12 protein-coding genes are annotated in these 16839 nt (G+C 39.3%); 2 read left to right on the forward strand and 10 right to left on the reverse strand.

Annotated features, from left to right (window positions below; all coding sequences use genetic code 11):
* Positions 1–175: 175 nt before the first annotated feature.
* The 4 genes from QF042_RS07365 to QF042_RS07380 all read right to left on the reverse strand — a co-directional run bounded on the left by QF042_RS07365 (position 176) and on the right by QF042_RS07380 (position 5944).
* On the reverse strand, positions 176–1081 hold the full coding sequence (locus QF042_RS07365; RefSeq protein WP_307526794.1) for a TIM barrel protein: 906 nt from the start codon (positions 1079–1081) through the stop codon (positions 176–178).
* Positions 1082–1129: 48 nt separating this feature from the next.
* A complete protein-coding gene (locus tag QF042_RS07370) occupies positions 1130–4060 on the reverse strand; it encodes a TonB-dependent receptor (RefSeq protein ID WP_307526796.1) in 2931 nt (976 codons plus the stop codon).
* 194 nt (positions 4061–4254) lie between these two features.
* Complete coding sequence (locus QF042_RS07375; RefSeq protein ID WP_307526798.1) at positions 4255–5277, reverse strand: FecR family protein; 1023 nt, start codon at positions 5275–5277, stop codon at positions 4255–4257.
* 106 nt (positions 5278–5383) lie between these two features.
* Positions 5384–5944, reverse strand: coding sequence for a sigma-70 family RNA polymerase sigma factor (locus tag QF042_RS07380; protein ID WP_307526800.1), 561 nt, complete (start codon positions 5942–5944; stop codon positions 5384–5386).
* Positions 5945–6165: 221 nt separating this feature from the next.
* On the opposite strand from QF042_RS07380, the gene QF042_RS07385 reads away from it, so the two are divergent.
* Together QF042_RS07385 and QF042_RS07390 are read left to right on the forward strand one after the other, a co-directional pair.
* Positions 6166–7110, forward strand: a complete 945-nt coding sequence (locus QF042_RS07385; RefSeq protein WP_307526802.1) for an NAD-dependent epimerase/dehydratase family protein — start codon at positions 6166–6168, stop codon at positions 7108–7110.
* Between the two features lie 75 nt (positions 7111–7185).
* Positions 7186–7914: a YebC/PmpR family DNA-binding transcriptional regulator gene (locus QF042_RS07390; protein ID WP_307526803.1), complete on the forward strand. Its 729-nt coding sequence runs from the start codon at positions 7186–7188 to the stop codon at positions 7912–7914.
* Positions 7915–8395: 481 nt separating this feature from the next.
* Here QF042_RS07390 and QF042_RS07395 read toward each other — a convergent pair whose 3' ends face one another.
* From QF042_RS07395 to QF042_RS07420, 6 genes are all read right to left on the reverse strand, one after another.
* Positions 8396–9175, reverse strand: coding sequence for a dienelactone hydrolase family protein (locus QF042_RS07395; protein WP_307526805.1), 780 nt, complete (start codon positions 9173–9175; stop codon positions 8396–8398).
* 67 nt (positions 9176–9242) lie between these two features.
* Positions 9243–11540 (reverse strand): beta-glucosidase BglX, encoded by a 2298-nt coding sequence (gene bglX, locus QF042_RS07400; RefSeq protein ID WP_307526808.1) that lies wholly within the window; start codon positions 11538–11540, stop codon positions 9243–9245.
* A gap of 158 nt (positions 11541–11698) precedes the next feature.
* Entirely contained in the window at positions 11699–13453 is a 1755-nt protein-coding gene (locus QF042_RS07405; RefSeq protein ID WP_307526810.1) for a discoidin domain-containing protein, read from the reverse strand.
* Between the two features lie 13 nt (positions 13454–13466).
* The gene (locus tag QF042_RS07410) at positions 13467–13868 is read right to left on the reverse strand and encodes a hypothetical protein (protein WP_307526812.1); all 402 of its coding nucleotides are present in this window, start codon (positions 13866–13868) and stop codon (positions 13467–13469) included.
* A gap of 58 nt (positions 13869–13926) precedes the next feature.
* Positions 13927–15300 carry a glucoamylase family protein gene (locus QF042_RS07415; protein WP_307526813.1) on the reverse strand — a complete coding sequence of 458 codons (1374 nt, stop codon included), beginning with the start codon at positions 15298–15300 and terminating at the stop codon, positions 13927–13929.
* A gap of 59 nt (positions 15301–15359) precedes the next feature.
* Positions 15360–16832, reverse strand: a complete 1473-nt coding sequence (locus tag QF042_RS07420) for a RagB/SusD family nutrient uptake outer membrane protein (RefSeq protein ID WP_307526816.1) — start codon at positions 16830–16832, stop codon at positions 15360–15362.
* Positions 16833–16839 lie beyond the last annotated feature (7 nt).

Raw genomic sequence — 16839 nt, forward strand, 5'->3', positions numbered from 1 at the left:
ATGTGATTGTTACCGGGTAGAATTATTCTAAATAAATGGTATTTTTTTGCTTTATTGTGGTTTAAACCATGTTTTCATATCGATTTTACTTGGTGTAAAAAGTACATTTAGTAACGGCGAACATATTATTTACTAATAAATTTAAAAACGCAGATTTTTTAAGGAGGAAACCGGTCTAAAGTAGATTTTTTTTGATGTAATTATAGCTTTCTGTTATACTCTCATAGGGTGATTTTTTAATGATATCCTGCTCTGTAAAAATATAATCTACTCCCGCGAGTTTCGACACCGCAAAAATACTTTTGAAATCGATTCTGCCAGAACCCACTTCTACAAAAACTGCTTTATCTGTTTTGTCCATATCCTTAACATGGAACATTTTAAAACGGCCCGGATTTTTCCCGAACATATTAACCGGGTTTAAGCCTGCATTTACTGCCCAAAAGATATCAAGTTCAAAGCCTACCAGTTTGGCATCAGTTTCATTCAATAAAATATCGTAACCTGTAACACCGTTTCCCTGATCTTTAAATTCGAAGTTGTGGTTGTGGTAAGCCAATTTTAAACCAGATTTTTGGCAAAGCTCGGCTGCCTGGTTAAACTTTGCGGCCATACGTTTGTAATCATCCAATGTTCCATTGGCTCTGATATCAGTTGGGAGGGCAGGGATAACAAAATACTGCTGGCCAACGGTAGCCGCAGTTTCGACATGCGATTTTAGCACTTTATCATCGCCTGAGGTTAAAAACTCTGCTAGGTTGTAATGCCCACTGGGAGAGGTAAGGCTGTTTGCTTTTAATAATGCACTGAAATCTTTGGCTTCTAAACCCCAGAAACCTTTCACTTCATATTTGCCCGGATAACCATAATAGGTTTCTACCTGGTTATAACCAATTTTGGCTACTTGTTCGATGGTGGCTTTTACATCTGCGGTTAGCTGCTCGCGTAGAGTAAAAAGACCAATTCCGATTTTTGAAACTTTAGCAGATTGTGCTAAAGCGGTTGTAATTAATGATGGACTTAAAAAGGCTGCTGCACCAGCAAGGCTTACTTTTTGTAAAAATGTTCTTCTTGTTGTCATGATGTTTTAGAATTAAAAAAACCGGAGTGTGAGCTCCGGTTTTATTTGTTAGAATGAATAAGCTAATGATCCCCAGAAAGTACGTTGGAGTAATGTTCTGCCAATCATTAATGTGCCAGGGGTTACGGTTGAGAAATCTCTGAACTGATCTCCGCGAACATCGCCCTCTGTCAACACTTTTGCATTTAACAAGTTGTCTGCCCAAAATCTTATTGAAATCTTTTTAGTAAAATTATATCCTGCTCCAGCTTTCATTACTACATACGATGGGAGTTCGTAACTACCACTAGGTGAGGTAAAGCGACTGCCAACATAATTGGCTGCCACATACAGGTTAAAGTTTTTGTAATCGTAGTTGGCACCTAACTCCGTATTCAATACAGGTACCCTTTCGGTTCTTTTGCCGGTAAAGCTATATACACGGTCGCCAAATTCGGCTGCTACAGCGGCATTGCCACTTGTATTTGCTTCGTAATCGGTGTATTTAGAATCTTGGAGTGTTCCGGTTAAGCGCAAACTTAACGGTTTGAATATTTTGTAAGAAACTTCATACTCGGCACTCCAGGTACGTGTAGAGCCAAAAGCCACCAATGCTTGTGTTCCAGCCGCAGTTGTTGGCACATTAATCGTTAAAGAAACATTTTTAATGGCAGAATAACTTCCTGATGCAAAAATAGCCAGATTGTTTTTGGCGTATTTAAAGCCTACTTCGCCTAAATAAACCGGGCGTTTTTTAATGTTTGCACCATTATATCCTGAAGCGTTATAATCGCCTATATTAGGTGCGTTATAAGCTTTTGTAGCACGCGCAAACATACTTGCAGTAGTACTTATCTTATAATTTGCGCCAATTGATGCTGCCCAGTTGGTTAATGTTTCATCATAGCTGGTATAACCCAATATGGTTGGAGTTGCTGGTGCTGCAATATTTACAGTTCCATTTGCATTAAGTGCATAATAAGGTCTATCGCCCTTAACATTCTGGTTATCAATTCTGGCTCCAATATCTAAACGCCATTTTTCGGATATTTTAATCTCATCGCCTGCATAAGCCGATAACGTTCTGGTATCGCCAATAAAGGTGTTTTTGGTTTGAATGGTTCTTTCTGCTGTTGTTGGCGATTGCAGGATAATACTTGGATGCTCTTTAAATTCTGTATAGGACCTAAATGCATAACGTAAATCATCGCGATTGTATTGATGGATGCCAGCACCAATATTTAAACTATGGTTTTTAATAGTCTTTTTTAAATCCAGGTAATCAACAATTTGAACATCGCTGTTAATTTGTCCCTGTGCATTTGATGTAATTACATAATCTCCAGTTACAAACGGCGCAACTGCACCTCCCGGGTAATAGTAAGGGGTTGCCGCTGTTCTCGCTGTAATTCCGGCAGGGACGGTATAGGTTGAGTTAGTGTGCGTATTTTGATAACGGAAATTGTTCACAATCTGCCAACCACTGTCGGTTAGGTAGTTGAACTGGAAACCAGCTGATCCCAATTTGGTATGGATACCATCTGTTAAACTAAAATTATGGTTTCCGGTTGAAGGATCGTTATAGCTCCATTCAGTCTGAACGGGTAGGATCGATTGCGAAGCCATATCATAATCGCGGTAAGTAGTTGGCTTTCCGGTAGCATCATAAGGGTAATAACTGGTTAACAAGAACTGAACTTTATCGTTCAGGTATTTTCCGTATACCCTAATAAAGCCTTTGTTGTTCTTAAAGTTAAAAGTCATGTTGCCCTTAATTTGCCCGCCCTGGTTGGCCGGATTAAAACCCTGATCTACCACACCGTTATCAGTACGGTAAAAACCACCAATGTTATATTTAATCTGATCGTTTATTTTTCCTCCGGTATTTCCATCAAAACGGTATAAACCCTGCGAAAAACCTGTGGTAAATTTAAACTGGCCATATGGTTTATCGGCGCCCACATAGCTAATGTTGTTTACCACAGCGCCTGGTGTATTGGCCTGGATAATGGAGGCATTGCCACCTCTAACCGCTTCGATATTCTGAATGGTTAAATCTGTTTTATAATATTGATCAACAGATGGGTTGGTGTTGAAACCAGTTGGTAAAAGCGGTAAACCATCTTCCTGTATACCCAGGAAAATATAACCACCCTGTTGCGGAAAGCCTCTTACCCAAACATTTCCAGGGCCGTCGCCACCTGTACTTTCTACCGTTAAACCCGGTATGGCTTTTAATAAATCGGTACTGTTTAAAGGCGCCCTGTTGGTAATGTCTTTATTGCTTACCGAGGTTAGCGCTACACTACTTTCTAATTTTTTCTTCGGATTACCACCGGTTACCATCACACTTTCCAGCTGGAGGTTATCTTCTGACAGGCTGATGCTCAGGTTTTCGTCGGCATTGCCTGGTGATAGGTTTACTTCTTTAGAAATGAAACCTACGTATCTCACCACGAGTACACGACTATCAACAGTAAGGCCTTTTAAAGCAAAAGCACCATTTTCGTCGGTTGTAGTTCCGATTGATTTTCCTTTAACGGTAATCGATACACCTGGAATGGCATTGCCTTTACTATCGGTTACTTTGCCGGTAACAATACCTTCGAAAGCTTTGAGTAGTTCGAGGTTGTTATTTGCGGGAATAGAATAGAGCAGAATCTGATCCTTAACTATCCTATATCCCACATCATAACGTTTTAGCGAATTCTCAAGAAAGTATTTAAGCTTTTGGTTAACCACATTAATAGAAACTTTACGGCTGGAATTTATTAACTGTGGACTATAAACAAATTTAACATTGGCTAAGTGTTCTGTTTTTTCTATTATGGTTTTAATATCTGTTTGATCGGCTTTAATCGAAATTGATTTATTCAGAAAATCCTGGGCGTCGACATTTTTGGCAAAAGCACCACAAGTAAAAATTATTATTGCAAGTATTTGGTAAATCGAAACTCTCATTGCATATATCGCCAGCGAAATAAGTTGATTTTTTTTCATAAATTTGGTTATTGTTCATTAAATGATTGGATTTATTGGACATAGAAATACCATGAATACATTTCTGATGTATTAACTCGCCGGCAATGCCCCACATTGTCGGCTTTGTTTTTTAGAAAAATATTATGGAAAACGGAGCCGCGGTTATGGGCTGTTGGTGTTGTGGTTCTTCTTCATCATGTTTATATATTTGGTTAGTTTTTATTGGAAACTATAATACTGGTTCCCTGAATGTAATATTTGCTGGAGATGGTTCCGCAGATCAGATCGAGCTGCTCATATAGCCCTTTTTTGCTTAAATCTCCGGTAAAAGTATAGGTCGAAATTTGCTCATTATCCATTTTTATCTCTATCCCATAAGCTTCAGATAAGGTTTTGAAAATTTCCTTAACACTTTCTTCTTTAAAATTATAGCTCAAGCTTGTGGGTATGTTATAAGCTTCGGCCAAGGGAATGGGCTTGTTTACCAACGTTTTATTTAACTTATGGTCAACAAAAACGCCCTTTTGGTTTGGTGTAAGCAGTATTGGTTTTGCCAGTTTTGCTTTGGTGAAAGTGAATAGCGAACTTTTTTGATTTTCTTCTACCTGAACTTTACCTGTTCTTACTGCAACCTGGGCCGGAAGTTTATCAGTTGATGATTTTACCCAAAAGCTGGTGCCCAAAACACGAACAACCAGTTTTTGATTGTACACATAAAATGGGCGCTTGGGATTTTTGCTTACCGAGAAAAATGCACTTCCTTTTAAATAAACCATTCTTTTATTGGTCGCAAAAACCTTAGGGTAAATAATGTTTGCCTTTGGTTTAAGGGTTACGGTACTTTCATCACTAAGTGATATAACCATACTGCTATCACCCTCGTTTGTTTTGCTGATTAAGTTTAAACCTTCATTTTCATCAATAAAAGACTGTTCGGCATGGTTGTAACTGGTTAAATATAAACCAGCAATAAAAAATGCAATCATAATAGATGCTGCAATAGCCAATTTTGGCCAAAGCTTTTTAACTTTTAATGCGTTTGTTGGTTTCTGCGCAATGTTATTGATGCCAAGCCAGGTATTCATCTGCATTTCTTCGAGCACACCTGATGATAAATCTTTAAAATTCTGCTTATTTAAGTTATGGTACCATTTATCTACCCAAAGCCTTTCTGCTTCCGTACAATTTCCGTTTTCGTAACGGTTGAGTAAATCGTAAAATGATTGCTGGTCCATAAAAAAGAATATTTGGTCTTATACTATACAAGTAACACAACAGGGGTGAAACCCTAAAGGTGCGAGGGATAAAAAGTAAAATAAATTGTAAATGATTGATAATCAGTTATAAAAAGATGTAGAAATTTTTGATGTATTCTTTTATCCTTTTAATTGATTGGGTGATATGATATTCTACAGCTTTTTCAGAGATATTTAAACCAGCAGAAATATCTTTGGTAGTTTGGTGTTGGTACCGGCTCAGCCTGAAAACCTCTTGTGTTTTTTCTGGAAGTGAGTTGATCCCTTCTTCAATGATGGAAGATAGATCATGAAGATCGACCAGGTTTGCGGTATCCTGATGATTTTCTGAATAGGTTAGGGTTTGGTACTCCATGTACTTGTTTTGCATAACCAAACTCCTGATGTGGTTGATTACACTTAACTTCAAGGCACCGAACAAATAAGCCTGGAGATTATTGATCACTGCTTCCTGCCGCTTTTCCCAAAGGGAAATAAAGATATTCTGCACCAGCTCTTCCGCAATTACCCTGTCGCCTGTTTTTTTGTAAGCTGCCAATAAAAGCTCATTACTATAGGTGAAATATATTTTTTCGTAAGCCTGCTTATCGCCTAGTTTCAGGCGCTTAAGTAAATCTGCAGATTTTTCAGGCTCAGGGTGAGTCATTGTTATTTGGTTATCCGGTACGCGTGTAGTAAATGTAATAATTTATTTGACTTTCACTTTTAAATGGCTTCAGTTTTAGGCGTTGGAAGATGATAAAGTTCGAATGTTTTATGCAATTAATCGATTTCGACAATTAATCCAGGTGAAAGTTATACACTAAGTATAAATATTTTATCGCCTTTTATCCCATTTTTTTACCTTTGCTCAATCTCAAAAAAAATATGCAAGAAAAAATTGTTGTTTTAGGCTCTAATGGGCAAATTGGTACCGAGCTGGTCACCATGTTACGTAAAATATATGGTGATGATCATGTTGTGGCATGCGATATACGCAGGCCGGATTATGATATCAAAAACTCTGCACCGTTTGAATTTGTGAATGTGCTTGATAAGGAAATGATCAACGGCATTTTTCGTAAATACAAACCAACACAGGTTTACCTTTTAGCGGCTTTATTATCGGCTACTGGCGAGCAAAATCCAAAACTAGCCTGGGATTTAAATATGAACGGCTTATTGAATGTTTTAGATTTAGCTTTAGAATATAAAACTGCAAAAGTATATTGGCCAAGTTCTATCGCTGTATTTGGTCCGAATTCGCCAAAAGATAATACCTCACAATATTGTGTAATGGATCCGAATACCGTTTATGGAATCAGTAAACTGGCAGGTGAGCGCTGGTGCGAATATTATAACCAAAAATATGGATTGGATGTGCGTAGTATCCGTTATCCAGGATTAATTAGCTGGAAGGCTGCGCCGGGTGGTGGCACAACAGATTATGCAATCCACATTTTTCACGATGCGTTGAAAAAAGGTAGTTACCAGAGTTTTTTAAATGCGGAAACAGAATTGCCAATGATGTATATGGATGATGCCATTCGCGGAACAATCGAACTGATGGATGCACCGGCAGATCAGATTTCAGTGCGTAGCAGCTATAATTTTGGCGGGGTAAGTTTTACACCGGAGGTTTTGGCTGCAGAAATCAGAAAACATATTCCGGATTTTACACTAACTTACAGCCCTAATGATCCTCGTCAGCAAATTGCAAACAGCTGGCCACGTTCTATCGATGATAACTATGCAGCAAAAGATTGGGGATGGAAGCCAGAATTCGATTTATCGAAACTGACAGCAGATATGTTAAAAAATTTAAGGAAATAATATAAAGGTAGAAGGTTTGAAGGTTGAAGGCTTAAGGTCTGATATCTCAGATCTTATATCTCAATACTAAAATAAATGGGAAGAGCATTCGAATTTAGAAAAGAGAGAAAATTTAAGCGTTGGGCCAAAATGGCGGTTCAGTTTACGCGTATTGGTAAAGATATCGTAATGGCGGTTAAGGAATCAGGACCTCATCCGGAAACCAACTCTCGTTTACGTACAGCTATGCAAAATGCGAAAGCTGTAAACATGCCAAAAGATAGGGTAGAGGCAGCAATTAAGCGTGCATCTGATAAATCGATGGCCAACTATGAAGAAATTGTATACGAAGGTTATGCACCACACGGCGTTGCGGTTTTAATTGAAACGGCTACTGATAATACCAACCGTACGGTAGCAAACGTGCGTAGTTATTTTAATAAAACGAATGGTACTTTAGGAAAAACCGGATCGTTGGACTTTGTTTTTAACCGCAAATCTGTTTTCCGTTTTGTACCTGCTGAAGGTTTAGATCTGGAAGAATTAGAGTTCGAATTAATTGATGCTGGTTTAGAGGAACTTTATGTTGAGGCTGACGAAGAAGGGAATGATATCGCGGTAGCGCAGGCTGCATTTGAAAACTTTGGTTCTTTGCAAAAAGCTTTAGAAGAGAAAGGCATCGAGTTAAAAAGTTCAAAATTAGAGCGTATTGCCTTATCTCATCATGAGGTTACAGAAGAGCAAGCTGCTGATGTATTAAAATTGATCGATAAGTTAGAGGAAGATGATGATGTGCAGGCGGTTTACCATAATATGGCTGAGTAACAACAATTAGAATATTTTACAAGAGCTTGAAGATTTTTCTTCAGGCTTTTTTTGTGGTTTTTGTTTTTTGAAGAGCAAAGCCTGTGCTTAATGGTTGCAGCAGTCCCGCCATCATTTCAAGTCCTCTCCCGATGAAGAATCGGGATCCGGGCTTTCCATTTTGTCGGGTCTAGTTTACTTAGGTTTACCCAGGTAAATTAAACCTGACAGCAGCGGGCACGAGCTCCCGATTTTTTTCAATCGGGGAGAGTAAAGCGGATGGCAGGACTTTCCGAACCGATAAGTACGGAACCCTGCTTTTCTAATTCTTTTACCTAAAAATTGATTTTACATTGAAATCTTTTTTAAATTTAGTCGTCCTGCTGAACTTGTTTCAGCATCTATCTAGTAGAGACCCTGAAATAAATTACCTTCGGTGAGCTCGCTAAGGCTCGGTTCAGGGTGACGATCCGAAAGAAATTAATTCTACGAGGTTAATCTGCTATTTCTTATGCGAAAACAACCAGGGCAATAATTCCGGTTCGGCAAATGCACTGTCCCAGCTATTGTGGTTGGCATTTGGATACAGGGTGAACTTTACCTCATCACCAACGGTTTTTAAGCGCTCGGCAATGGCAATCGAAAATACAGGATCCACAATATCATCTTTTGCACCATGAAAAATCCAAAGTGGTATTTTTTGATATTTTTTAATGTTGTTGGTATTGTCTCCACCACAAATAGCAATAGCTGCGGCAAATTTACGGCGTTCTCTTCTTAACAATTCGTAAGTACCCATTGCACCCATAGATAAACCGCCTACATACACCTGTTCTTTGTTAATGTAAGGTTTATTAAGTAAGTTTTTAACCATTCCTTGTAGCGCATGCATAATTTTGGTTGGTTTGCTACCTTCCACAAAACTTATTCTCCTTTTACCTTTGGCATCTTTTTCGAACCTGGCATTCGCCCAAAAATCATTTAATGGGCACTGCGGGAAAACCACAATAGCAGGAAAATTTTTGCGTAAATCATTCTTTAAAAACAATTTTCCACCATGTACCAGTTGACTGGCATTATCATTACCTCTTTCCCCGCTTCCATGAAGGAAAAAGATGATTGGATATTTTTGGTCGGGATTAAAATTCTCGGGAAACAAAATCCTATAGTAAATAGAATCTTTTCCTTTGATATAACTTCCCCTGTCATATTTTTCTAAGTCTTGAGCGTTTAAAAAAAGTACAGAAAAAAGAATGCAGATGGTTAGAATAATCTTCTTCATTTAACAAAAATAGAAAACCCTGGCTATTTTACAATAGCTCAGGGTTTATAACCAAACCTAATTGTCTTTATTTCAGCATAAAAGATGCTTCTTTTACGTCACGTGAATTTGTACCAATAAATACTTTGAAATCGCCAGGTTCTGCAACTAATTTTAGATCAGAATTGTAAAATTTAAGGTCGTTTTCGGAAATATTGAAAGTAACGGTTTTACTTTCTCCAGCTTTTAAATTAATCTTTTGGAAACCTTTTAGCTCCTTAACCGGGCGGGTAATGCTTCCAACAAGATCTTGAATGTATAATTGAACAACTTCTTTACCCTCATATTTGCCTGTATTGCTTAAAGTAACCGATGCTGTGATCAATTTTCCTTTTGTTAAGGTATTTGAACTTAGTTTAACATCGCTATGGCTGAAAGTCGTATAACTTAAACCAAAACCGAAGGGATATAAAGGATCATTGCTTACGTCTAAATAGTTGGAACGGAATTTTTCGAACCATTTACCTTCTGCCAAGGGGCGGCCAGTATTTTTATGTGCATAATACAATGGAACCTGACCTACGTTTTGAGGAAAGGTTGTACTCAATTTACCCGATGGATTAACATCACCAAAAAGTACATCGGCAATTGCGCTTCCTGCTTCACTACCTGGAAACCAGACATTTAAAATTGCTGGAATATTTTCTTGCTCCCAGTTTAATGCCAGCGGACGGCCTGTAAACAATACCAGCACTACTGGTTTGCCAGTCTTCGCCAATGCTTTTAACAGGTTTTTCTGTGTTTCAGGAATCTGGATATCCGTTACACTACTGCTTTCGCCGGTAAACTCAGAACCCTCTCCGATGGTAGCTACAATAACATCCGATTTTTTCGCTACCTCTAAAGCTTCTTTAATCATTTCAGCTTCAGTTCGTGGATCACGTTTGTAAGTCGGGTTGTGGATATTTACATAACGGTGTTCCATAGTAGAATCTGCTAAAAAATTGGCACCTCGGGCTGTTAATATTTTCGCATCATTACCTAAAGCATTTTTTAAACCTTGAAGTACCGTTATTGATTTATCGAACAGGGCAGCAACACTCCAGGTACCATACATATTGGCTGTATTATCAGCCAATGGACCAATTAAGCCAATTGTGCCTGATTTTTTTAAGGGAAGTAAATTGTTGTTGTTTTTCAATAACACAAAACTTTCTGCTGCGATTTCGCGTGCAACCTGGCGGTTGGCAGGGCTAAAAACTTCTTTTTCTGCCCTTTCTGCGCTGCAGAATTTATAAGGATCAGCAAATAAACCCAGTTTATATTTGGCCTGAAGCACCAATCGGCAAGCCCTGTCTATCTGTGCTATGCTTACTTTTTTCTCTGCTAATGATTTTTTTAAAGTACCCAAAAAGCCTTCACCCACCATATCCATATCAATGCCAGCATTTAAAGCGAGGGCAGAAACAGTTTGTAAATCGCCCATGCCATGTGCAATCATTTCAGGAATACCAGTATAATCGGTTACCACAAAGCCCTTAAAGCCCCACTGATTGCGCAAAACTTCGGTCATTAACCATTTGCTTCCTGTAGCCGGAATGCCATCAACTTCGTTAAAAGAAGCCATAATACTGGCTGCACCTGCATCAACAGCGGCTTTGTAAGGTGGAAAATATTCGTTGTACATGCGTACTTTGCTCATATCGGTTGTATTGTAATCTCTACCGGCTTCGGCTGCACCATAAAGCGCATAGTGTTTTACGCAGGCTAAAATTTCGTTATTGGCCTGGAGTTTCCCCTGATAACCCTTTACCATCGCTGCAGCAATTTGCGAACCTAAATAAGCATCTTCGCCACTTCCTTCTGAGATGCGGCCCCAACGTGGGTCTCTCGAAATATCAACCATAGGAGAGAAAGTCCAGTTGATACCACTTGCACTGGCCTCTATTGCGGCAACCCTCGCCGATTTTTGTACAGTATTCATATCCCATACGCAACTCATGCCTAATGGAATGGGGAAAACGGTATTGTAGCCGTGGATAACATCCATTCCAAAAAGCAAAGGAATTTTCATGCGGCTGTTTTCTACAGCAATCTTTTGAACCGCCTTTATCTTATCTACACCTTTGATGTTAAATAAACCACCTACCTGTCCATCTCTGATTTTTTTAGAAATGTCACTGCTATTAGCCTGTCCTGTGGTGATATCGCCAGAACTTGGCAGGTTCAGTTGACCAATTTTTTCATCAACAGTCATCTTCGTCATGAGGTTGCTGATGAAGGTATTCATCTTCGCATCTGCTGCCGAAACAGGTTTTTTGGTTTGTGCTGATCCGTTCAGTACAAGCAGGGTTAAAAAAACAACCAGGATATTCGCTCTCTTCATTATATGTGTGTTTTATTCTTTTTATTAACCGATTAGCTGGCGCTCGTTTCCAACGAGTGCCTAACTAGCTTTACGATTTTATCGTGTTTTAACATTAATCGCTAAAAGCGATTGATTATTTTCACACTCGTTACAAACGAGCGTGAGCTATAACTTTATTATTCAACCTTCTTCACTTCGGTTTTTACCGATACGCCATTCTCATTTATCGCTTCAATAGCAAAATAATATGCTTTTTGGCTGTCCATTGCTTTAAACCAATACTCATTAAAATCGTGGACCATAATGCAATTGTAAAGCTTATCTAGTGCTGTACCATAATAGAGGTTGTAAGCAAAGGCATTATCCACTGGTTCCCATTTGATGTAGGCGCTGCGTTTATCTTTTTCTGTTCTCAATACAATCAGGTTTTTAACTGTTGTTGGTTTTTCTCCATTTCCATTGCCGAAAACACGTAAGCCACTAATGGCGAATTTTCCGGTAGGCATGTGAATGTTAACCATTTTAATGAACCTGGTTTTAACTGGCTTTTGGAGTTCGATGTAATCATGTGGCACATCGGTTTTGTTCTGGCTTTTATCAACAAGGGTAGTCCATTTTTTGCCATCGGTTGAGGACAGGATTTTGTATTGGTGAAAAATCCCTATCTGCTTACCGATAAATTCGGCATCCTGATCGGCATAGTTAATCTGAATGGCATTAACGGTAGCAAGACTGCCCAAATCGGTTTGGATCCATTCTCCGTTGTTTGCGGTTTTGGCACTCCAGTAGGTTTTAATGCTTTCATCAACAGCATTATTGGAATTAAAACTGCCTAATGTAGAAGAAACCGTTACTGGTTTTTTATAGTTAATGAGCATCCAGCCGGGCCCAGCCGGACCACCTTCTTTTCTTTCGGAAGGTAAATAGAGTGGGTAATCGCCAAAGGCGGTATTCGTCCACATCACATCGTCTTTATCAAAACCGGTTGGCCAGATACCCATTCTGCGCTCCCAGGTATTTTTTACACAAATAATGCTGGTAGAGATGTGCCAGTAATTTTTACTGTTATCCTGAAAGGTTGCGCCATGCCCTGCACCCCGAGAAAATCCACCGCCTTTATAGCTCAAAGGATCAGATTGCGGGGTAAAAGGGCTATCGTAAAACAAAGGTTTGGTTCCAACCACCACACCATCAGAATAACCGCTAAATTCGGTTCCTGGTGCGCCGTATTGAAAATAATATTTGCCATTATGTTTGGTCATCCATGCGCCTTCGGCAAAAGGATCGAGAAAAGTATTGTCCATATATTCACCAAAACGCTGCCAGCCATACCGCCAGCTTTCAAGCAGGTACATTGGTGTGCGGGTGCCTTTAGGTTGAAAAGTTTTGCGGTCTAATTCTACACCATACATGGGATAGTTATTGCTGCTTCCATTGTACATGTAAAACTTACCATCATCATCGGTAAAAAAGGAAGGATCCCAGCCACCAATTTCTAAGGAATCAACAAGTGGAAACCATTTGTTCCCCTTGGGGTCGGTACTTCCCCATAAGGTGAAGTTTTTAGTATAGGTACTTCCAAAAACCACCATGGTATCGCCAATAATACCTACGCCTGGTGCGCAGAGTTCGTCTTTTGTTTTGTTCCATGGGCGGAGAAATTTTCTTTCGTGAAATTTCCAGTTCAGCATATCGGCACTATGCCAATAGCCCCACTGGTTAGTGCTGAAAAGGTAGAAATCTCCTTTGTAGTTTACAATCACCGGATCGGCAGTTGCACGGTGTTTGCCCCACTCGGTAAACGATTCGAAAGGTGTGTATCCATAATCAACATTAATTGGGTTGCAATAGGTTTTTTGCTGCGCATAAACCGCATGGGTACCGCAAAAGAAGATTGTAATTAAAAATATTTTGAATAAATGCTTAGCCATTATTCGTGTGGGGTTAATTAAAAATGTTTATTCGTGCACAGCTTGAACAGCCAATAGCCATTCCGTTAACGCTTAATCCGGTAACGTGCGATTGATGCTCCCAGTAAACCCACATGTCATGTGCGCCACCTGTTGAGGTTAATTTTACTGTATAAATGTCTCCGTTTTCTGGTATTTGTCCGATTACTGTTCCGCTTGGCGAGTTTGGTGGGATAAAGAAGGAATGAACACCACCACTGGTATTATTTTCTAGCCTAACATACACGCCATCGCTGGTAGAATTTGTAGCTGTTACATTGACGATAGCAAACTTAGCTTTTATGGTTTTATGTTTAGCGCTTGATACTATTGTAAAGCTTGAATTTAGGGTTACAAACCCTATCATTGCTGTTAATATTAAAATTATTCTTTTCATGGTTCTGTAGATTTAATTTGAAATATATGATGGCTAAACATTTATATACTACTGAATACTATGGTTTAAACTGGAAATCTAATTTTGTTAAGCCAGCTTGAACATCTTTGTTTCCCATGAACAGCTTCCAAAGCAGTCCTGATCTATAATTCTCGATCATCACTACCATTGGCCCCTGATCGATGCCTAAATACCTTTTCGGGTACCAGTTATCCGTTTCAGAGAAGGCATCATAAAAGCCGTATTTGCCCCATACCTTATCGCCCAGGTCTTCGTAAAGGTGTCTGATTACCTTCATCGATTCTTTTGGGGTGTATGGGATAGATGATATAGCTGCTGTAGGAGAGATTACACCAAAATCTTCCTGAAGGCTATGTGCGGCATAACCTTTGACCGAATAACTTGCGGTTAAGCCCCAATTATTTTCGCCATAACCTTTAAATTTCTTTGGATTGGCTACACAGTAATCGTGAATGGCCAATGTCTGATTGACGTTGTTTTCCCAGTAATCGGCATAACGATCTTTTAAGCCTTTTGGATTTAAGCCTAAATAGGAATAATGTGCCCAAAATAAAGGGCCCACAGAATTTTTAGCACCTTGATAATCTAACGGGATGTGATGGCCGTATAGTTCGAAATTTGCTTTAATTGCACCTCCTCTTGCCCAACCCTCGTGATAAACCGCTGCTGGGATAGAATGGGTAGGGGATGAGGCCGCCATAACGTACATAATTAAACATTCATTGTAGCCTTTTACCGGAAAATTCATTTCCCAGTTGTACTCCGGCGACCAATGCCAGTACAACACATTTTGACCATTGCGGTACCAGTTAAAATCGATACCCTTCCAAAGTTCATCTGCTTTTTTTGCTAATGCTTTTTCAGGTTCGGTTCCATTTTTGTAATATTCGTTGATGCAGATTAAAGCCTGCGCAACGAAAGAAGTTTCTACAAGATCGCCTCCATTATCTTTTCGTCCAAACGGGCGTACTTTAGCTGTTTCTCCATTTATCCAATGCGGCCAGGCCCCGTGGAAGCGGTCTGCTTTGGATAAAAAATCCAGTATTTTATTTAACCGGTCAAATCCATTTTTTTTTGTCACATAAGCTCTGTCGATCCCACTTAAAATAGCCATCAAGCCAAAGCCAGTAGCGCCTGTAGCTACGGTGTTCTTATCATTTTCCGGATATACATTATCTACGTGAAAACGCTCCCTGCCTGCGCCAGATATAGGTTCGGCACCATCCCAAAAGTACTGGAACGTTTGTTTTTGGACCAGATCTAATAGTTCTATGTCGGATAAGTTCTTTTTGATAGACAGGTCAGGTTTGTATACCGTATTTTTGCTGTCGGTACAGGCTGTTAAAAGTAAAAAAGGGCACAGAATCGCTATCGTAAGATGTGTAATTCTGTTTGGAGTAATTTTTAGCATACTGTTAAATAAAGGAAAGAAAGGTTGCCAGCGAGCTGACAACCTTGAATGATATTATTTTAATATCCAGGATTTTGTTTCAATAAACCTCCGCTTAGTTCAATCTCATTTTGAGGGATTGGCCAAACTTCATTTTTATTTGCTTTCCAACCTTTAACACCAAAAACTGCAGCTCCTCTTCCCTGACGGATAACATCAAAATAACGGTCATTTTCCATCGCAAGTTCAACCTGTCTTTCTTTCCAGATTGCTGTGCGTAAAGCGGTTTTATCCGTGGTGGTAACATCTGGAAGAATGTTGTTATTTCCACCTCTTGCACGTGCACGAACCCTATTAAGTGAAGTTAATGCCTGTGAAGTATTGCCTTGCTCGTTAGCAGCTTCTGCATTCATTAAAAGAACATCTGCAAATCTTAATACTCTAAAATTCTGCTGGGCACCTTCGTTAAATCCAGATACACGAGTTGAAAAGGGAACATAGGATTTTTGGTTATACCTTTCATTTGGTACTGATGTAGGAACCAAATCACCTTGTGGGGTAGTTTCACCTTTAAATAATATTGTTGCGTCCCTACGTGGATCTCCAGCTTCAAAAGCATTAGCTAACACCTCTGAAGGGGTATTAAAGCCCCAACCCATTATAGCTGCCACACCCTGAACCTGACTATATTGTGAATTGGATGCATCGGGATTTCCGGGAACTAATTCTGCCTGTACTTCAAATAAAGATTCGATGTTATTTTCATTCTGAGTTCTGAAGCCTTTTTCAAAGTCGGGAAATAAATCATATCCCATGGTCATTACCTGATTGGTTAATGCGAGTACATCGGCCCATTTGTTTTGATACATGGCAACTTTCGCATGTAGGCCAATAGCTGCACCTTTGGTTGCTCTACCTAAATCAGCTGCTCCATACGATTGTGGTAATACTGCAGCTGCTTCATTCAAATCTTTTTCTATTTGGGCGTAAACAGTAGCTTTATCCGATTGAGGAAGGTTATATTCGGTATTATCTTTAGGTACATGTAGCCTTAGTACTACGTTGCCATAGGCGCGAACCAGTCTGAAATAAGAATATGCCCTAATGAATTTAGCTTCTGCCAGATATCTGTTTCTTAATGTTTCATCCATAGGAATATTTGGAATATTATCAAGAACCTGATTACAAAGGTTGATATTTTGATATTGACCTGTCCAGAAGTCTTGAAGCGTACCATGAGTGGATGTAACCGTGAACTGATCGTAAAGATTGAAGAAGGTAGCATCTGTAGGTGTACTCCCTTTATCTGCCTCATCGGAACCAGTGCTTTCTATAGCGATTGCGTTAAAGGCAACGTTATTCCAGCTGCGCAAATTGGCGTAAATTGCATTTACACCTTTTAGTGCATCTTCCGGAGTTTTCCAAAAAGTTACTGAAGGTTGCTGAGCCTGAGGCGGAACATTTAGGAAATCTTTTTTGCATGATGCAGTAAAAAGTACAGCACTAAATGCAGCTGCAGCAAAAAATGATCGTGTATTTATATATTTTTTCATTTTAAGT

This window comes from Pedobacter sp. W3I1 (genome assembly GCF_030816015.1).
GTDB lineage: Bacteria > Bacteroidota > Bacteroidia > Sphingobacteriales > Sphingobacteriaceae > Pedobacter.

Excerpts from the sequence above, each read along its gene's own strand:
- QF042_RS07375 (WP_307526798.1), bottom strand. The coding sequence starts at position 5,277 with ATGGACCAGCAATCATTTTACGATTTACTCAACCGTTACGAAAACGGA.
- QF042_RS07380 (WP_307526800.1), bottom strand. The coding sequence starts at position 5,944 with ATGACTCACCCTGAGCCTGAAAAATCTGCAGATTTACTTAAGCGCCTG.
- QF042_RS07390 (WP_307526803.1), top strand. The coding sequence starts at position 7,186 with ATGGGAAGAGCATTCGAATTTAGAAAAGAGAGAAAATTTAAGCGTTGG.
- QF042_RS07365 (WP_307526794.1), bottom strand. The coding sequence starts at position 1,081 with ATGACAACAAGAAGAACATTTTTACAAAAAGTAAGCCTTGCTGGTGCA.
- QF042_RS07395 (WP_307526805.1), bottom strand. The coding sequence starts at position 9,175 with ATGAAGAAGATTATTCTAACCATCTGCATTCTTTTTTCTGTACTTTTT.
- QF042_RS07420 (WP_307526816.1), bottom strand. The coding sequence starts at position 16,832 with ATGAAAAAATATATAAATACACGATCATTTTTTGCTGCAGCTGCATTT.
- QF042_RS07410 (WP_307526812.1), bottom strand. The coding sequence starts at position 13,868 with ATGAAAAGAATAATTTTAATATTAACAGCAATGATAGGGTTTGTAACC.
- QF042_RS07370 (WP_307526796.1), bottom strand. The coding sequence starts at position 4,060 with ATGAAAAAAAATCAACTTATTTCGCTGGCGATATATGCAATGAGAGTT.
- QF042_RS07405 (WP_307526810.1), bottom strand. The coding sequence starts at position 13,453 with ATGGCTAAGCATTTATTCAAAATATTTTTAATTACAATCTTCTTTTGC.
- QF042_RS07385 (WP_307526802.1), top strand. The coding sequence starts at position 6,166 with ATGCAAGAAAAAATTGTTGTTTTAGGCTCTAATGGGCAAATTGGTACC.
- QF042_RS07415 (WP_307526813.1), bottom strand. The coding sequence starts at position 15,300 with ATGCTAAAAATTACTCCAAACAGAATTACACATCTTACGATAGCGATT.
- bglX (WP_307526808.1), bottom strand. The coding sequence starts at position 11,540 with ATGAAGAGAGCGAATATCCTGGTTGTTTTTTTAACCCTGCTTGTACTG.